The organism is Pseudomonas sp. 3296 (assembly GCF_031456615.1).
Taxonomy (GTDB): Bacteria; Pseudomonadota; Gammaproteobacteria; order Pseudomonadales; family Pseudomonadaceae; genus Aquipseudomonas; species Aquipseudomonas mucoides.
The window spans coordinates 169339-187988 of record NZ_JAVDUY010000005.1; the positions used below are offsets into that span (position 1 = coordinate 169339).

Sequence of the window (18650 nt, forward strand, 5' to 3'; positions counted from 1 at the left end):
TCACCTCTGGCCACTCACCGTGCAATACATAGTTATGTCGTTTTCCCCCGAGAGGCTGCTAGCATCGGATAGACATCGAATCCCGAACAGGCCACATAAGGTTGCCCATGCTCGAGACCACAGCACTGCCAAGGAAAGCGACGCTGTCCCCGCCACTGGATACGCGGCATCAAGTCGAAACGCCCGAAGGCATCGACTTGCCACTGCGACCGGCCGGGTTGATGGTCCGTGCGCTGGCGTTCGCCATTGATTTAGGGATACGCGGGCTGATCCTCGGCCTGTTGTTTATCGTGTTGGCGTTTCTCGGAAAGCTGGGCGCCGGGCTGGGCTCGATCCTGCTGTTCGGGGTCAGCTGGTGGTACATGGTGCTGTTCGAAGTGCTCAATCAGGGCCGCTCGCCGGGCAAACAGTGGATGGGCTTGCGCGTGGTGCAGGACGACGGCACGCCGATCGGCTGGTCCGCTTCGCTGCTGCGCAACCTGTTGCGATTTGTCGACCTGCTGCCATTCGGCTATTTCCTCGGGGCCATCAGCTGCCTGCAACACCCGACCTTCAAACGCCTCGGCGACCTGGCCGCCGGCACGCTGGTGATCTACCGCGAACAAACGCTCACCCGACCGCAACTGCCCGAAGCCCCCCCCTTGCGCCCGGCCTTCACCCTGACCCTGCCCGAACAACGCGCCATCCTCGCTTTCGCCGAACGCCAGGGTGAACTCTCCGAGGCGCGTACACATGAACTGGCGTCGATCCTGGCTCAACCGTTGCAGGTCCCTGCGCCACACGCGGTGGTCGCACTCAACGGCATCGCCCGCGGCTTGTTGGGGCCCGCATGAAGCAAAGCCTTTTCGAAACCCACCACAGGGCCGAGTGGGAAGAGTTTTCCCTGACACTGGATCGACTGGAGCGCGGCAAGGACGCCTCCCGAATCGCCGGTTTTCCCAAGGACTATCGGCAGCTTTGCCAACACCTTGCGCTGGCTCGGGAACGCGGCTACAGCAGTTTCCTGATCGATTCCTTGCAGCAACTCGTGCTGCGTGGGCATCAACAGCTGTATCGGCACCGCAGCCGACTGGGCGCCAACCTACTGGGCTTTATCCTGGCCGACTTCCCGCGCCTGGTGCGTGAACAGTGGCGGTTCGTGCTGGCCGCCGGCCTGATGTTTTTTGGCAGTCTGATCAGCTTTGCGCTGCTGGTGTATCTGTTCCCGGACCTGGTCTACAACCTGATCCCGGCCGAGCAGGTCAGCGAGATGCAAAGCATGTACGACCCCGTCGCCGGCCATTTGGGACGCACGGCGGAACGCGCCGCCAGTGAAGACTGGGTGATGTTCGGTTACTACATCATGCACAACATCGGCATCGCCTTTCAGACCTTTGCCAGTGGTTTGTTCTTCGGTCTGGGGAGCGTGTTTTTCCTGCTGTTCAACGGCTTGATCATCGGCGCAGTGGCCGGGCACCTGACGCACGTCGGCTACGGGCAAACCTTTTGGTCGTTCGTGGTCGGCCACGGTGCTTTTGAACTGACGGCCATTGCCCTGGCCGGTGCCGCGGGCCTGAAACTGGGCTGGGCATTGATCGCGCCGGGACGCCTGCCCCGCGCCGAAGCGCTTCGACTGGCGGCACGCAAGAGCGTGCTGCTGATCTGCGGTGTGATGTTGTTTCTTTTGATTGCCGCGTTTATCGAAGCGTACTGGTCGTCGATGACAGCACCGCAGCCCATGACCAAATACCTGGTCGGCGCCGCGCTCTGGGCGTTGGTCGCGACTTATTTGCTGTTTGCCGGACGAACTCGCCATGCGCCTGAGTGACGCCACCGTCGTGATCCGTCCGCGCACCACCTGGGAAGCCATGGACCTGGGCGTGCTGATGAGCCAGCGCCATCGTCGCCTGCTGATGACCAGTTGGGCCATCGTCACCTTGCCGATCTTCGCCCTGCTCAGTGCGATCTTCTGGGATTCGCCGTCCCTTGCCGTGTTCCTCTTCTGGTGGCTTAAACCGGCATTCGATCGCTTGCCGTTGTACATCCTGTCCAAAAGCCTGTTCGGTGAAACGCCGACACTCAAACAGGCGCTGCGCGAATGGCCGCGCCTGCTCAAGCCGCAACTGCTGGCCAGCCTGACCTGGCGCCGCCTGAGTCTGAGCCGCAGTTTTGTGATGCCGGTGGTGCAACTCGAAGGCCTCCACGGTCACACGCGCGAACAGCGCTTGCAGGTACTGCTGCAGCGCAACGCCGGTGCCGCACAATGGCTGACCATTATCGGTGTGCACCTGGAGAGCGCGCTGTGGATTGGCCTGATGGTGCTGTTCTACCTGCTCCTGCCGCAGCAGATCGAACTCGACTGGAGCTGGCAGACCTTGATCACCGCCGCCGTGCAGGACTGGCGATGGCTGGAACACCTTATCAATGCTTTTTACGTGTTGGTGCTGATGGTCTGGGAGCCGATCTATGTGGCCTGCGGCTTCAGTCTTTACCTGAACCGCCGCACGGTGCTGGAAGCGTGGGACATCGAACTGGTGTTCCGCCGTTTGCGCCAACGCCTCAGCACAACCGCCCTTACCCTGTTGCTGGCGGCAATCCTGTGGGTACCGGGCACACAACACGGCTGGGCCGCGGAGCCCGTCATCACACCGGACAGCCCACGCCTGCTCAATCAACCGCTGACCAGCCAGGCGTCAAAAGACAGCATCAAGGCCCTCCTCGAACAGCCACCGTTCAAGAACAAGGAAACGGTGACCCGCTATCGGTTTGGCGAAGAAAAACCCGATACCAAAACCACGGACGACAGCAAGACACCCGAATGGCTGAAGGCGTTGCTCGCACTCCTCGACAGCCAGCGGTTCGGCGTCCTCGCCACCCTGATTGAAGTGCTGCTGTGGGGCGCGGTGATGGCTGGCGTCGGCCTTCTGATCTGGCGTTACCGTGACTGGTTGCAGGCGTTCGTCAGTCGTCGCCCCTCATTGAAAAGCAAAGTCGCCCGTCCAATACCGCACCAAGCGTTTGGCCTGGACCTCAACCGTGAAACCCTGCCCGACGACATTGCCGCCAGCGCCGAAAGCCTCTGGCAAACCGATCCGCGCGCAGCCCTTGGTCTGCTCTATCGCGCCCTGCTCAGCCACTTGCTGCACGACCACCACATGGCGCTGAAAACCGCCGATACCGAAGGCGAAGTCCTCCAACGCATCGAACAACTGCAACAACCGGCGTTGCTGGCCTTTAGTAAAACCCTGACTCGTCATTGGCAAAACATGGCTTACGGTCATCGTCTTCCACCCGCGCATTCACAACAGGAACTGTGTGACGGCTGGCGAACGTTGTTCGGCCCGGGAGCCGCCCATTGAGCCGGCGTTCAGGGTTGTTTGTCGGCTTGGTCATCGCCCTGCTGGTCGGCGCACTGGGTATTTACCTGTACCTGAAAGCCACGCCCTATCAGGAGGAAGTCGATCACGGCCCATCGCCTGAAGCGCAGGCCAATCCCTACCTCGGCGCTGAACACTTTTTGCGCAAGCAGGACCTGACCGTCAGCCATGCCAATGGAATTGACGTGTTACCCACCCTCGATCCCCGTCGGCACAGCCTGCTATTGCTGGGTGACCGCTACAACATGACCCCACGCCAGATTGATCAGGTGTTGAACTGGACTCGGGCCGGTGGCCGTTTGTTGTTTGTCGCCCAGTCGTTGTGGGATGAAAAGACCGGCCAGAGCAACGACCTGCTGCTCGACCGGGTGCAGTTGCACCAGACCTTGAGCAAGGACCTCAAGGAGCCACCGCCCGACATCCTCGACGATCCCTACCCCAAACTGACCAAGCTGTATCTGGAAGATGAAGAAGCACCGGCCTACGCCAGCTTCGACACGGCATTCCACCTCGAAGACCCGAAGAACCTCGCGCAATCCTGGGCCAACAGCGGCAAGGCCACGCACATGATGCAGATCAACCACGGGCTCGGTTCGATCATCGTGGTCACCGACGCCGACCTTTGGAAAACCCCTGCCATCGGCCAGTACGACAACGCGTGGCTGCTGTGGTATCTGACGGCGGACACAAGCGTGACGGTGTTGTTCAACACCGATCACGACAGCCTGTTGACCTTGCTGTGGCGTTATTTCCCACAGGCATTGGTGGCCTTGATTGCGCTGATCGCCCTCGGGCTCTGGCACGTTGGCATACGCCAGGGGCCGCTGCTGGAGCCCGCCACGAAAGGCCGTCGCCAACTCCAGGAACACCTGCGCGCCAGCGCCGATTTCATGTTGCGTCGCCAGGGTCAGCAGCACCTGTTGCAAGCCTTGCAACAAGACATCCTGCGCCGTGTGCGGCGCCGTCATCCCGGTTTCGAACAACTCGGCGTCGCCGAGCAGTGGCTGGTGCTCGCACGCCTGACCGGCCAACCCACACGCGCTATCAGCCAGGCCATGAGCCCACGACCGAAACAGCGGCTGTCCAGCGCTGACTTCAGCCGTCAGGTCGCCCACCTGCAAACCTTGAGGAACACGCTATGAGTGAACAGATCGAGCCCGGCTCGCCGACGCACGTCGCGCAGCAACGCCAGCGTGCCAGTCAACTGGCCCAGGCGGTGCGCGGCGAATTGCAGAAAGCCGTGATCGGCCAGGACACCGTGATCGACGATGTGCTGACGGCGCTGATTGCCGGCGGCCATGTGTTGCTTGAAGGTGTGCCGGGGCTGGGCAAGACCTTGCTGGTGCGCGCCCTTGCCAAGTGTTTCGGCGGCGAGTTCGCACGCATCCAGTTCACCCCCGACCTGATGCCCAGCGACGTCACCGGGCACGCGGTCTACGACTTGAACACCGAGCAATTCAAACTGCGCAAAGGCCCGCTGTTCACCAATCTGCTGCTGGCCGACGAGATCAATCGCGCTCCGGCGAAAACCCAGGCCGCGCTGCTCGAAGCCATGCAGGAACGGCAAGTGACCCTTGAAGGCCGCGCCCTGCCCATCGCGCAACCGTTCATGGTGCTTGCCACGCAAAACCCGATCGAACAGGAAGGCACCTATCCACTGCCCGAGGCCGAGCTCGACCGCTTCATGCTCAAGGTGCGCATGGATTACCCCGACGCCGAGCAAGAGCTGAACATGGTCCGTCAGGTGAGCCGCTCGACCCGCGCCGACATGCTCGATGTGCAACCGCTGCGCACCCTGATGCAAGCCAAGGACGTGCTGGCCTTGCAGCGTATTGCCAGTGATTTGCCGCTGGACGATCAGGTGCTCGATTACGCCGTTCGACTGGCACGCAGCACCCGCAGTTGGCCGGGGCTGATCCTTGGCGCCGGCCCTCGGGCGACCATCGCACTGGTCCGTTGTGCCCGCGCCCGAGCGTTGTTGCGCGGCGGAGAATTCGTGATTCCGGATGACATCAAAGGCTGCGCTTTGGCGGTACTGCGCCATCGCGTGCGGATCGCGCCGGAACTCGACATCGAAGGGTTGAACGTCGATCAGGTGCTCGGGCAATTGCTCGACCAAGTCCCGGCGCCGCGTCTGTGAAACCCTCGCGCCTGCTACTGATCTGGCTGGCAATGCTGTTGGCCATCGGCATCGTGCTGGGCGCGCTGCGGGCGCTGGACATTGCCGTCCCGTCGACCCTTCTGTCGATCAACTGGGGATTGCTGCTGGCCCTGTTCGCGCTGGCCGTGCTCGACGCCTTGCGCCTCAAACGCCTGCCCTCGCCGCGCCTGCGCCGACACATGCCCGGCAGCCTCGCGTTGGGTCGCTGGAGTGAAGTGCGGCTGGACGTTGAACATGCGTTCACCCAACCGCTGAACGTGCAGCTTTTCGACCATGTGCCGTCGGGACTGAGTTTTGAAAACCTGCCCCTGACCGTCGAATTGCAACCCGGTCAACAGAGCCAGATTGGCTATCGAGTGCGCCCGCTCAAACGCGGCCACTTCAGCTTCGAACACTGCGAAATCAGCCTGCCCAGCCCGCTCGGATTATGGTCAGCCAAACGTCTGTTGAACGCGGTCGACTCCACCCGTGTCTATCCCGACTTCGCTCGCCTCTATGGCGGCGAACTGTTGGCGGTGGACAACTGGATCAGCCAGCTCGGTGTACGCCAAAAACAACGGCGGGGGCTGGGCCTCGAATTTCATCAACTGAGGGAATTTCGTGAAGGCGACAGCCTGCGCCAGATCGACTGGAAAGCTACCGCCCGCCAGCGCACACCGATTGCCCGTGAGTATCAGGACGAGCGCGACCAACAGATCATCTTCATGCTCGACTGCGGCCGGCACATGCGCAGCCAGGATGGTGAACTCGCGCATTTCGATCACGCACTGAATGCTTGTCTGCTACTCAGTTACATCGCCCTGCGCCAGGGCGATGCGGTGGGCCTGAGCACCTTCGCCAGTGATCGAGCGCACTACCTCGCCCCGGTCAAAGGCACGGGCCAGCTTAACGTCTTGCTCAACAGCGTCTACGACCTCGACAGTACCCAGCGCCCCGCCGATTACCAGGCGGCCGCCACGCTACTACTGGCCCGCCAGAAACGCCGAGCGCTGGTGGTGCTGGTCACCAACCTGCGCGACGAAGACGACGAAGAACTGCTGACCGCCGTCAAACGCCTGAGCAAACTGCATCGGGTGCTGGTGGCGAGTCTGCGGGAGGACTTGCTCGACAGCCTGCGACACGCGCCGGTGCAAACCTTGCCGGAGGCGCTGGCGTATTGCGGGACGGTGGATTACCTGAATGCGCGGGCCGAACTCCATGAGCGGCTGAGTGCTCATGGAGTACCGGTGGTGGATGCCCGGCCCTCAGAGTTGGGGGCCGAGTTGGTGACGCGGTATTTGGGATGGAAAAAAGCAGGCATTCTGTGATGCCAATGCCTAGAGGGTGTCAGATTTTGGACGAGAGGGAATGACCAGGATCGATAACTTCACCCTATCAATTGGCATGCCATACCGATCACGCACTTCAGCCTCAAATTCGACCTCACCAATTATATAGACTGGAAAATTTTTGTAAGTCAGACCGTGTTCGTTGGTCCTTGTCGACGGGCCCTTCGAGACACCGTTTTGAAACCAAAAGACCTCTACCCCATCCGCGGGAAGGTTGGTCGTCGTGGAACGAATGACGGCGTATGCATACACCGTCCCTCCTACCTCCACAACGTCGCCACCGTTGGACTCGAGTCGCTCAATCCGAACGCTGTCCACTACATACACCAACAGCTTTGCATCCGTTCCGGTAAGACCACCCCGGACAGACGCGATCAATGCCCGTTCACCCTCACCATCTGGAAGCTGGAATTTAATGAGCGCCTTGCCATCAATACCGGTCCGGGATGGCTGAAGCGGCACGCCCTCAAATCTCCATTCGACGATCACGCCTTCCAATACCTTCCCGGTACGGCCAGATACCACTTTAACTACTGCAATGACCTCCTTCCCCGGCAAACCAACCACTTCAGGACTGACCAGCTCAAAAATTTCACGTGGTTCATTCACGGTATAGAAAAACGCCAGCGACTCCGACGCTGTCGCCTCTCCGACCATCGCCGTCAGTTGGCCTAAACCGGAAAAAGCAGGCACAAAACGGACGCTCGCCACACCATAGAAATTGGTCACGGTTGACACCCGTTCCAGATCCGGCCCCTCCCATTCAACGTCCATCCCGACGACGGGCTTACCTGATAAGGCCGACCGAACGGTGACCTGGCACGCAACCATTGAGCCCCAGTCATAAACCTGCATGCTGCTGCTAACGGCGGACATTTTGATGGCTCTAGACCCCGCCCCCAGTGACACAGCATTACGAGGTGACAGCGCCAGCAGTCGCGAGGCCGCCAGCTGGAAGGAAAACCCTCCATCCTTTTCGTCACCGGCGGTCAGCGTACAGGGCAATTCATCGATCAGCGTTCGCCACTGTCCGAACGTGACCGGGCCCATCGTCAACCCCAGCTCACTGGGCCTCGCGCCCGAGATACCAAGCGCCAGTTTCTGCCCCCGCAGATAGCTGTCCTCGTTCGCCGACAGGACAAGATCGAACTGACCGTTACGCCGGGGAAAGAACGTTCTCTCAGCCCAGGAATGAGCGTCAGGATCGTCAATCGTCTTGACGCCGAGGTCCCGCCAAGGATCGGTAGGAAGGGCCAAGACCTCGAAGTCATCACTGACAGAACTTCCGTCATAAAGATTCACCACCCGTGCGCTGACCGTATTCGGCCCAGGCACCAGCGGTTCATAGTCATGACCTGCCCACCCTTCCAAATCAGTCTCTGACCGGGCCTGCAGCGACCGCGTATCGTTCCACTGCACAGGCATTCCCGGGACGGGCAAGTCGGTGAACCATGACAAGTACTGAACCTGCAACCAGGCGCGTTCACCGTTACTCATCACAGGGTCAATCGCCGCCTGGCGCACAGCACCCACCTTCACCTTGTTGTGATCCAGTTGAAAATGCTGGGGGGTAGTGCTGAAGTGGAACTTATGCAAGTTGTAGAAAATTCTAAGCAGTGTCTTTTCCGAACTGGCCAAACTGTTGTACGTGTATCGCGAGCCCCCTGCGGTGATGAGTGCGGGCGATGTACCGACTGGAGTGATTTCTATATTTTCCGGTAATGGCACTGAGGGGGTGGGGCCCCAATACGTTTCAAGCCCCTGCAACGGACTGAACGCATGCGGCAACAGGGTCAACTGATGAGTCGCGCCAATACACGGATAAAAAGTGCTTCGACCAATCGGCGAAGTCATCTGGTCGAACACCAGCTCGACCTCATCATCGAATTTCTTGGCCATCAAACGGCCAGTCAGCTCCCGTTTGCGCGACTGGTATCCGCTTTCAACCTCCAGCTCAAAAATGCCGCTACGGTCAACGCCGGAAGTGATTGCCCATTGATGCCCCTCTTGCGTCAGTAAAACAGGCGTTCCTATTGGCGGATCAAAAACCAGCCCCAAGTTCGGGTCGACATCCTGGCGCCAATTCAGGGTAATCATCTGCCCAATGAACGGGCTGTCTGAGTGTTTCGGGACAACCCTGAAGGTATGGGGCCCACCTCGCCAGCACAAAATACCCACCCCTCGGCTGTCTATGATGTTTTGATCAAAGACGAAATCGATGTCGTCCTTCCATTCACTGGCGGCCAACGCAATGATCGCAAAGGAATGAGTCAGCGGGGGCGCGCCTTCCCTGACGTTGACCTGCGCCACCATCTCGTAAGCACCCGCGACCGTCGGTGTATCGAATGCACTGGCCCAGCCTCCGACGCCGGTGTAGGAAGTGAAGGTGCCTTGGGACAAGACCCAATCCACTTGAACGTTGAGCGCCGGTTCATTGTTGAGCGTCAGCACCTGCACCATGCAGTACACGCTATCGAGCTCATCCACTGCCGGTGATTTGTTGGCCTCACGCACCTCGCCGATCTTGAGGTTGTTACGCGCTAGCGACAGGGTGTTGTCACGCGACTCGCGCAGCAGCATCGGGCAGGACAGAAACAAGCCAAATGGCGCATCCAGCACATCGCCGCAGACAAGTGTCCATTCAAGTTCATCGCCAGTGACATTCTTCAGCTCGCCAAAATCAGGCGTCGAAGTGATGCCCAGATCTTCGGGCAGGTAACCTCCCTTTCTCCACTCCACGGCGATTTGCGCCCCCAACAACGGGCTCGCCGCCTGGAAAATCAAGCTGAACGAGTACGTACTGCCACGGTCGGGATACCCGGTTTTTTCGCCCCAGGCAGCGGCCTCCATACGCTCGAACCGGACCTGCACCGCTTTCAATGGATCGTCCTTGAGCACCAGGACGTCGAGTGACTTTCGCACGACAGCGTGGTTGTAGTAAGGACTCGGTACCGAGACTTCAATGGTCTGCAGCCCATCAGTGTCGGGGGTGTAGTCGAAATACGCATTCCCTTCGCCATCGGAGATGCCACTATGCAGCACGTCCTGACCCAGACACCAGGTCACCTCCACGCCCGAAACCGGTTGGCCGGTGTAGTGTGACAAAACCTGAACCTGCAGCGGCACCGTCTGGTTATGTTCCAGAACCGGCCAGAAGGTGGCACCTTTGAGTACGTTCAGCGTCAGCCGATGATGTCCCAGCGAAACTGCAACAGGGTAAGGTTCTGCGGTGTATTTGCTGTAAATATTCAAATCGAACAGGTAAGGCGCATCGCCTTCCAGTAGGGGGCAATCGAGCAACCATGGCTGCTCGATCGACTGGTTAATCCCAAGGTCGGGTGAGGTAATTATTGACTCTTGCGGGTTGTCCTCAGCCCAAAGCGAGGCATCGGTGCCCACCCATTCACTTTGCGGGTGAACGTCAAACTTCAACTGATGACGTTGTTCCTGCGTGGCCCCCAGACACAGATGAAGTACCTGGCCCGCATCAAAGCGCTGGTCGTCATGGACCCATCCCAGCAATCGCAGCGGCGCCAACTCCACATGAAGCTCGATGCGGGTCAGCCGTATATCCGCAGAGGAGCCGTCCTCTGACGTTCTTCCCGGACTGATCAGGGTAATGTCTAGATCGTCACCTTTATGAAGGACGAGGTCGAGCGGCAAGTAATGCGCCAACTCGTGAAGGTCGACCGCCATGGGCTCCGCGTTGGTGCTCCCTCCCGTGGAGGGCAAATCGATGCTCAGCTTATCGACATCGTCGACGCCTTTTTTGCCGATCAGTACTTTACCTGGCGCGCTCTTGAAGGTGTTTTGGTAAAGAAAACGCAGGTGATACTGCGCCCCCTCTGCTGGCTCGACCTCAACGTTCATCGTTTGAAAAATCGCTACAGCGTTCTTGAGCTGTGCATACCTGATGGGACCTCCTTGCCATTCGTCCCCCTTCACCTGGAAGTCTGACTCGCTGCCAGCCCCCACCTTCCAGTGGTCATAGGCCTTCTGAAAATCCCCATTGAGCGCCAGGTTTTGGTTCGTGTTATCAGGCATTTTTTTCATGATGGCTTCACCTCTGGTTCGAGTTCGGTCTTCGAATCAGCCTTGATCACCCACTCTTCAACTTTTTTGGCAAACGCAGCGTCGCCGACCTTGGCGGTGTAAGTAACCTTGACCAGGATGTCGGTCATCGAAGCCAGCATGGCGGCCTGGCGGGTGCGCTTCGGCCAGGGAAACGTCAGCTTCCATCGTGACACGGCGCCGGTGTTCTCGAACGGGGCGAGCAAGCCGTCCTCGGGTTTGAAGACAGCCGCGCCGTTGTCGTCCAGCCCGACAGACAAGGCGACGCGTTGACCGCTGCTCAAATTGATCAACACATCCGCTGGCGCCACCTCGTTGTGAGAACCATATAAATAGTCCAACGACGAGTACGACGGTTGCGTGGCCGTGGAGCTCCCCACTTGCAGCAGCGTGGCCTTGACATCCTCGTAAGCAGGCTTGAGCACCGGCAGCGTCACTTCGACGGCACTGATCTGCCGACAGTAGTGGTCGGGGTAGTCACGATCGAACAGTAACTGGCGAAACTCGAAGTTCAGGATGCCGGTCTTTTTCAATTCGTCGACGGCTTCATCCCAGCTGTCGAAACCCGTTTGCCCTGTGGTGACGTCGTCGAACAACTGGCGCAGGGAGATGGTCTTGACCAGTTCCAGTCGCCGCTCATAACGCTGCAGATAATCCGACTCCATGCGCAACAAATCCGCGCGTAAAGAAGCGCCTGCCATCAAACCGTGACGTTGATCGAGCCAGACATCCGGCCGGATGGTGCTTGAATTGAAGTCACAGGTTTCGGCCTGAAGTGCCGTCTGCGCAGTCAGGCACAACGCCACGGCGGCGTCGTAGGCCTGGAAATGCAAAGTCTTGAGTTGACCGATCGACCAGCGATACAACTCCAGGTTCGTCGCCCGTGTTTTCAGAAATTCAAACTGGCTGAGAGCCTGGGCGTTGGCCTTGAGGGTTTGATCCAGACTGGCCTGGGCCGCAGCGATAGCGCGCGTCTGGGCGACGATTTGAACATCGATTGCGTTCATTTCAGCGCTGGCCTGATCCCTTGCCAGCCCCCACTCCTGCTGGCGCCGACGATAGTTTTCGGAGCGCTCTGTTTTTTCGGCTCGATAGCGCGCCGATTCCGCGCCTATCTGGAAGCCAAACGCGACCGCATCGGGCAAAGCATCGGGTCGGTGACCACCATTTGCCATCCCGAAAACGTTGGGAAATGCGGCAATGATAGACCCGGCGATCCTGAACCCGGTCGAAACACTTGCCAGCGTATTAGCCTCGTCGATTGCCTTCATGACTTTGTATTCATCGTCAGAAATATTGCCGGTGTGCAACAGGCTGTAATGCAGTTGCCGCTCCTGCGCCATGGTCCGGCTGCTCTGCAATGCTTTCAGGCTTTCGCGCTGTTGCTCCAGGAATTCTTCTTGCGACCGACGGGCAAAGTCGCCCAGTTCGGTCAAATGCCGCTGCTGCGTTTCTTCCAGCTCAACACGATCCCGTTGTTCGAGCAGGCGCAGCACCTCATTCCCGAACTCCTGCAGCAACTGCACGGACCGCATCGCCACGTCGAACAACACTCGCCAACGAAACGCAGCCACGCGCAATTGGCCCCCCATCGGTCGTGCTGTTCCCGTACCGCCCGCCGCCAGATGGTTCAACAAGGCGTTAGGGTCCATGGCACTGAACAGTGGAATCGATAACTCCTTGCCGTCGATGGTCAGGTTGTTGCGCAGGTTGTAGATGCGGTTGGCTGGCAAGTCGTAGGACTCGCGCAAGCGCGGGCTCAATGGCAATTTGAACGATGACGTGCCGATCACACCCGGGTGCAGAAAACGGGCAGTCGTGACGGGCAGCGGGTTCGCCTCCAGCAACAGTGTTTTTTCAAAATCGGCCAGTGCCGATCGAGCGTCGACCTCAGCGACCAGATCCTTCAATAGCTGGGGTGTCCAATTGTTACGGGTTCGACCGTCCGGCGCCCGCCCCATCAGAGACAGGGCGCGTACATAGTGCAGCTTCGCAGCCGCCAGGCTGTCGCGGGTCAACTGACGGTACAGCCAATCGCCCCAGGCCATAATGTTGTGGACATAATCGAGAAAAATCACGATTTGGTAATGCCGCGGCGATGAGTAAGCAATCGCATCCGGGTCGGTGGGGGCAAAGGCCTCGTACTCAATCGTGCCTTGTTTCACCGCCAATGGCCGGCATCGCCAATACGCGATCTTCGCACCGACGCTACCGTCGGCCGCCTCGGCGGGCGCCTGAGGGTCGAACAGGTAATGAAACCATTGCTGGGCCTCGAGAAAACGCTGCTCATCGCTCAAGCGAGACGCCACCAGATGCGGCAAATGGAAGAACAGCTCCCAGAAAAACAAACCGTTGCTGCTGTCAAACGGGCCGTTGGGTTCTGTCCCTTCAGGAAGCGGGGGCACGTCCGGGAATTGGGTGGACCAATCGAGCACGGCCCCCATCGATATATTGGAGCGAAACACCAGGTCCGCACCGATCAGCGTGTTCAGCCGAACATACTTGAGCTTGGTCAGCTCAGGCTGGTTGAAACCCAGAAACTGCGCGCCTTTATCCGGCGCACCCGCCGCGGGTTTGTGGATGAACGGCAGAGATCCCTGGGCAGGCAGTGTTGCCGGGACCAGTAAAACAACGGTTCTTCCCCCTGAACTGACGCCGGTTAATGTGCAAGTAATCGTGTAGTTGACAAAAGAAGGTCTCTTCACTTCCAGCCAATCCGTCGACCAGCCTCCGTTGTTGGAATAGCTGCCTTCAATGGGAGGTTCGGTTTCTGTCGCGTATTTCACCTCCAGCGTGAATTGCTCCGGTGTCCCTGACTTGCCTGGTTCCTTAAGCTCACAAAATCCCTGAACACGCAGCTTATACTCAGTACCGTCAGCAACGATGTAAGCCTTGATGCCAAGGTGATCGGCCAATGCTCCTGTGCCGACGGCGCTTGTAACGGCGGGAAACTGGCTTGGCGCAATCCTCCGCTGAACCGTGAGAGGGTCAGCAAACAGCACATTCGCCAGATAATCCATGACCGGACCTGCGTCCGACAGTTTGCGCAGCAACGGATCGCGGGTTTCGTAGATCGCCACGGACCCGACCGGTTTACCCGTGCCAGCATTGCCATTGGTGACATGCACGGCCAGCCGGCCTTCGGGGTATCGGGTATCCAGCTCATTGCGCAAGACCACCGCCACCAGCCGGCAGTCCTGCGATACGTCCTGGTCAAATTGGGCCAGATGCAAGCGGATAGGCGGTGACCAACGCCCGTTCAACGCAATGAAAGCCACTTTGACTTCCATCTCATAAGGTTTTTGCAGCGTTCCATCGACAAGCTTGTCAAACAGCGCGTTGCGCCACTCGACCCAGACCATGCACAAACGGCCCTCCCAAAACACCAATCGGCTGTCCAGCACGCTTTCGTCGGTCGGGATGTCCGCCTGTTGCCACTCTCCCCATGCGGTAGGGTTTACGGCTTCAGAAGTGTCGGCAACCTCTATGTCGGCCTTGCGCCAAAAATAGCGATAGGGTGCAACACGCTCCCGACCAACAAAGTAGTAATGACTGTTCTTCGGGTTCGAGCCATCCATGTAGCAGGTCAGCACATTCAGGTTGCAGGTTTCCTCGAAGGTGCGCAGATACTCCTGCACCCCTTGTTGCACCGAATCCGTGGTCAGGCGCGTCTGATTCAGATGACTCTCGAGCGTCTTGAACAAACTGCTTTTGCCAATGCGCACAATAGGCGTGATGTAATCCGCGGGTGTGCACTTGAGCAACTGGCTCGCCGACCAGGAGCCGTAGCTGCTGGCGATGTTCCATTCTTCCAGGTCGTCCGGGTCAAATTTGCGGCCGCTATAACCCGGTTCGAGCTTTTGATACACCGCATGGATGTATTGCTGCAGGCAGCTCCCCGCCTCCGCCCCCCGGGAGGTCTTGATCTGCTGGCTGTCCAGAGGGTCTGAGCGCAGCCATTCGAACAGATCATCGGCCGTTTTGAGCTTCATCGGATACGGCCATCCTTCGTTGGTGTGTTTGGCATTCAGGCTGAGGTCTATCAAGGCATTGCGCCGTAGAGCCGCCAGGTCATCGAACGATTGCTTGGCCATCACCGTCTCCTGTCAGTATCAATTTTCCACGGCTCGTCCTGGCGCATGCCACGGCACTCAAAAGCCAGTGGGCTTATTCGGGTTGAGGTAGCGCTTCAACGAACTCGATCGGCCGGAACGAGAGGGAAGCGCTTCCTACCGCGGCCTCGACAGTTACTATCCCGGCATCACCGCTGGTAAACGTCAGTTCAGCGACTCCCTTGCTGTTGGTCCGGCTATGGACTGGCGGTTGAGAACCGGGACTCAGGGTCCAGGTCACCTGCTCGCCCACAAAACGGTTTTCATAGTCATCGAGCACCGTTGCTCTGTAGGTGACCGGTGTTCCGAGCAGCACTGGGCCTGGAGGCTCCGGAAAAATGTTATCCGCAGTGATGCTCAGCGTCGTCTGATCCGGGCCGATCTCGACCGCTGGCGCAACCCGTTCCTTGCCCAGGTCCAGATTGAATGAGGGAACAGCCGTGCCCATCTGCGAGCCCGGGTAAAATTTCACCGTGGCTTTTCCGTCGTTGCCGGTGACGCTCATCGAAGCAGCAAATCGGCCCAGCCCGGAGCGCCAATGCACATTGACCGATTTCAGCGGCGTGTTCGAACGGTCCATGACCTCCACGGTGTACACCACAAAAACGGTAGGGTGATTCGCAATCAACGTTGGGGCGCTTACAGTGCAAGTGACCAGCACATCCAGGCCAATCGCTACGACGTCGTCGGCCAGCGTCGGGTCGTTGCGGTCGGACAAACTGGCGCTGACCTGCTCGGCCACTGAAGCGTAAGCCTTATAGGAGTCGGCGCTATCCGCCGGCAGCTTGGCCATGTCCAGCAGGGTTTCGGCGTTCAGTTCCGTTTTCTGTGCGAGCTGACGAATACGGGTCAGTACGTCTAGCTGCGCCAACGTATGGATAAAACCCTGCCCAGGATTGACGTGATCAGCGCAGGCGCGCACTTCCCGGACACTCCATGCAAACAGCTCCGCCAACAATTTTGCCGCCCGCTCTTGAACCAACAGCTTCCCGTCACCGACAAGGTTGGGCAGGGCATTGACCCGTTGCAGATAATCGAGCAGTTTCTCCTCGGGTTGGCCGGTCATCGTGACCGCTCGTTTGTAAACCGTGAGGTCATAAAGGGTCGAGATCGAGAACGATTGCAGGGTCTCAAGCGCGAACCACCGCTCGTAACCACTTTGGATAAAGTGCCTCAGGAAACCTGCGCTCAGTTGCAGCGTCGCGGCCACGTTACTGCGTCGCGAAAACTCCGCCAGCACGCTCAGGAAAGGGTCGCCCGGCTCTTCGTTGGCTTGTCGGCGCGAAACACTATCGGAATCAGCCGGCCAACGTGCCAGCACCTCGGCCAGTACGCCATACACCGTTGACCCGGACCATGTCAGCACTGGCAGCACCTGTTCTGAAGCAAGCCCGACATAGGCGCTCAGGCTGCCTTGCACCACATTGCGCTGGCCGGCTTCGGTGCGCAGTACTACCGCGAGGATCTTCTCGACGATGACCCGAAGCGCAGTGTCGTCGATTCCGACAATGGCGGCCTTCACCACGCGATCGATGGCCTCCCGGGCATAGGACTCGAATGACTGTTGTGGCGTTTCCGTAAAGTGAACGACCAGCCCTTGTTCATCCACCAGAACCCGCAACTCGTTCATCCATTGGCGATTATTCGACAAGGCCGGAACACCCACCATGGTCAACGCTTGCTCGGTCAACAACACAGGAGGGAGCTGCACCTGCAATTGGGAAAACAACTCACGTTGTGCATCGCTCGGCAGTGACGATGGCGTGATCGGCGTCACTTGCTCGATCACCCAATGCACAGGCAGGTCGGCATCGCGACACCAGCGAACACACTCCATGAGGGTGTGAATGACACTCAACGTGTCCGATGTTGCTTGATTGCGCTGGGTAGCAATACGGGGAGTGCCGGCCAGCGGGGTCACCCAGGCTTCGCCACCTGTCACGCCCAGTAAAAGGATGGCCTGAATGGGCGTAATTCCCAGCAAACGCGGCAACCTGGCCATGCGATAGAAACTGGAAACAATCGGTAAACTGCGTGCGAGCTGGGTGACGCCATGGGCATCGGCGACAAAATGCGCGAGGTAGAAATAGGTCTCCAGGTTGATGCCCAGACCACTGCACAACTGATTGACCGTGAGCAGGTCTGCCGGGGCGACCGGGATGATTGCAAACTCGCCGCCGTCGAGCTTGAAAGGGGCTGAGAAACGCATGTGTTCGTTGAATATACGGTCGAACTGCGACTTTTCGGTGCCCCGGCCAAAAATCGAAATCCGCCAAAAGAACGCTGCAAACTCCTCGGCGGTACAGGCATATTGCTCGCGCAACTCCTGAAACAGGCCCAGAGCCCGAACCGTGTTTTCGGTCATCAAGTACGAAGGCTTCACCGACGAACTTTCAGCATGCATGGCCGCGACGATCACTGCATCGACGTCCTGGCTGGGTAATTCCAGCCACCCGTCCAGGCGCAGTTTTCGATTCATGCGGTCATAGTGGTCGGGAGTGGCGTTCTCGAAAAAATTGAAAAGGTCGGGAACCCCCCCGTCTGCATACTCGATGGTAATAGCAGGACTACGCCCGTCATGGATGTAGACCGACCCGGCATCCACCCCAGAAACAGCGACGGCTGGGACTTGCACATTCTCTGACAAGGTGATCGACGACTTCTCAAGCGATAACAACGCTTCAACGCCCTGAAAATCGAGCTTCGTTCGCTCATTGAACACACTCACATGCCTGAGATTGCCTCCCAGTATCGGCGCCAACCCGAAGTAACGCGTATAAAAATCCCCCGACGGATCCCGGTCCTCGGTCAGAATTTTTCGCTGCGCAGGACTAAGCCTCGCGGCTTGGGTGAAAGCCTTGTCGTACGCGACACTCCAGGGTAGCGGGCGAATGAAATACGGATACAACGGGTCACAAAGACGCACGACACTGCCGACCGACTCGGCGCCTTTACGCAGCACGTAATCGAGCGTTTTCCAAGGGGTGTGAAACGGCAAGCTATTGGGGAAAAAATGCTCGCTCAGTTCCTCGTCGATGTCCTGGGACGCGCCGCTCGTGTTCTCGATAAAGGTTTCCATCACACGGGTAACCACCTCCACCGACGTTACCGAGCCATTGATCGTCATGTTGTCAATCAACAAGCTCTCAAGGTCTGGACGCCGCCCCGTCAGGGGCAACGCCGTTTCGTCTGCGGCACCGAGTCGCTGTAGTGCCCAATGCATCAGAACAACCAGATAAGCCGCGGGCGAATGAATGGCTTCAATCGCATTCGCCGGGCAGAGTTCATCGAACCTGGGATTGAACAAAAGCGCATAAGTCGGACCGTCGCTTATCCCTTCCGTCGACGGCACGGATGCATCTTCATTGGCCAGCCGGTACTCGATAAAACGGCGCATGACCTGCGTCGCCAGACCGTTGATTCGCTGTTGGAAGGCACGCGCCTGCTGCTCGCTGAGGCCAAACTCGGACACCAGGCCACTCACGCCTTTTTGCGCCAGCACACACACCGAGCCCTCTTTGTCCAGATAGTCACTGAGCGCGGAAAATTGCTGGCGCAAGGGCAAGTCGAAGAGTTGCTCGTACATCTGTCGAGCGATCCGGATCGGGGACTTGGCCATGCT

The 18650-nt window shown here is 58.8% G+C and carries 9 protein-coding genes; 6 read left to right on the plus strand and 3 right to left on the minus strand.

The features are described 5' to 3' along the window. Positions 1 to 107 precede the first annotated feature (107 nt). From J2X66_RS14910 to J2X66_RS14935, 6 genes are read left to right on the plus strand one after another with little or no spacing between them, the layout of a single operon-like run. Positions 108 to 833 (plus strand): RDD family protein, encoded by a 726-nt coding sequence (locus J2X66_RS14910; protein WP_310265586.1) that lies wholly within the window; start codon positions 108 to 110, stop codon positions 831 to 833. Then, a complete protein-coding gene (locus J2X66_RS14915; RefSeq protein ID WP_310265588.1) occupies positions 830 to 1807 on the plus strand; it encodes a stage II sporulation protein M in 978 nt (325 codons plus the stop codon). Before J2X66_RS14910 ends, J2X66_RS14915 begins: the two co-directional genes overlap by 4 nt. After that, positions 1794 to 3338, plus strand: coding sequence for a DUF4129 domain-containing protein (locus tag J2X66_RS14920; RefSeq protein WP_310265591.1), 1545 nt, complete (start codon positions 1794 to 1796; stop codon positions 3336 to 3338). The genes J2X66_RS14915 and J2X66_RS14920 overlap by 14 nt, the downstream gene beginning before the upstream one ends. Further along, positions 3335 to 4498: a DUF4350 domain-containing protein gene (locus tag J2X66_RS14925; RefSeq protein WP_310265593.1), complete on the plus strand. Its 1164-nt coding sequence runs from the start codon at positions 3335 to 3337 to the stop codon at positions 4496 to 4498. Before J2X66_RS14920 ends, J2X66_RS14925 begins: the two co-directional genes overlap by 4 nt. Then, positions 4495 to 5496, plus strand: coding sequence for a MoxR family ATPase (locus J2X66_RS14930; protein ID WP_310265596.1), 1002 nt, complete (start codon positions 4495 to 4497; stop codon positions 5494 to 5496). The genes J2X66_RS14925 and J2X66_RS14930 overlap by 4 nt, the downstream gene beginning before the upstream one ends. Then, positions 5493 to 6824 carry a DUF58 domain-containing protein gene (locus J2X66_RS14935; protein WP_310265599.1) on the plus strand — a complete coding sequence of 444 codons (1332 nt, stop codon included), beginning with the start codon at positions 5493 to 5495 and terminating at the stop codon, positions 6822 to 6824. The genes J2X66_RS14930 and J2X66_RS14935 overlap by 4 nt, the downstream gene beginning before the upstream one ends. A 9-nt stretch (positions 6825 to 6833) precedes the next feature. Here J2X66_RS14935 and J2X66_RS14940 read toward each other — a convergent pair whose 3' ends face one another. From J2X66_RS14940 to J2X66_RS14950, 3 genes are all read right to left on the minus strand, one after another. Then, on the minus strand, positions 6834 to 10898 hold the full coding sequence (locus J2X66_RS14940; RefSeq protein ID WP_310265600.1) for a hypothetical protein: 4065 nt from the start codon (positions 10896 to 10898) through the stop codon (positions 6834 to 6836). After that, positions 10895 to 15010 carry a neuraminidase-like domain-containing protein gene (locus tag J2X66_RS14945; RefSeq protein ID WP_310265603.1) on the minus strand — a complete coding sequence of 1372 codons (4116 nt, stop codon included), beginning with the start codon at positions 15008 to 15010 and terminating at the stop codon, positions 10895 to 10897. The genes J2X66_RS14940 and J2X66_RS14945 overlap by 4 nt, the downstream gene beginning before the upstream one ends. A 73-nt stretch (positions 15011 to 15083) precedes the next feature. After that, positions 15084 to 18647, minus strand: coding sequence for a Tc toxin subunit A (locus J2X66_RS14950; RefSeq protein WP_310265605.1), 3564 nt, complete (start codon positions 18645 to 18647; stop codon positions 15084 to 15086). Between the last annotated feature and the right edge of the window lie 3 nt (positions 18648 to 18650).

What these genes read in the sequence shown, in the direction of transcription:
- J2X66_RS14915 (WP_310265588.1), top strand. Translation starts at nt 830, where the DNA reads ATGAAGCAAAGCCTTTTCGAAACCCACCACAGGGCCGAGTGGGAAGAG.
- J2X66_RS14930 (WP_310265596.1), top strand. Translation starts at nt 4,495, where the DNA reads ATGAGTGAACAGATCGAGCCCGGCTCGCCGACGCACGTCGCGCAGCAA.
- J2X66_RS14945 (WP_310265603.1), bottom strand. Translation starts at nt 15,010, where the DNA reads ATGGCCAAGCAATCGTTCGATGACCTGGCGGCTCTACGGCGCAATGCC.
- J2X66_RS14920 (WP_310265591.1), top strand. Translation starts at nt 1,794, where the DNA reads ATGCGCCTGAGTGACGCCACCGTCGTGATCCGTCCGCGCACCACCTGG.
- J2X66_RS14910 (WP_310265586.1), top strand. Translation starts at nt 108, where the DNA reads ATGCTCGAGACCACAGCACTGCCAAGGAAAGCGACGCTGTCCCCGCCA.
- J2X66_RS14940 (WP_310265600.1), bottom strand. Translation starts at nt 10,898, where the DNA reads ATGAAAAAAATGCCTGATAACACGAACCAAAACCTGGCGCTCAATGGG.
- J2X66_RS14950 (WP_310265605.1), bottom strand. Translation starts at nt 18,647, where the DNA reads ATGGCCAAGTCCCCGATCCGGATCGCTCGACAGATGTACGAGCAACTC.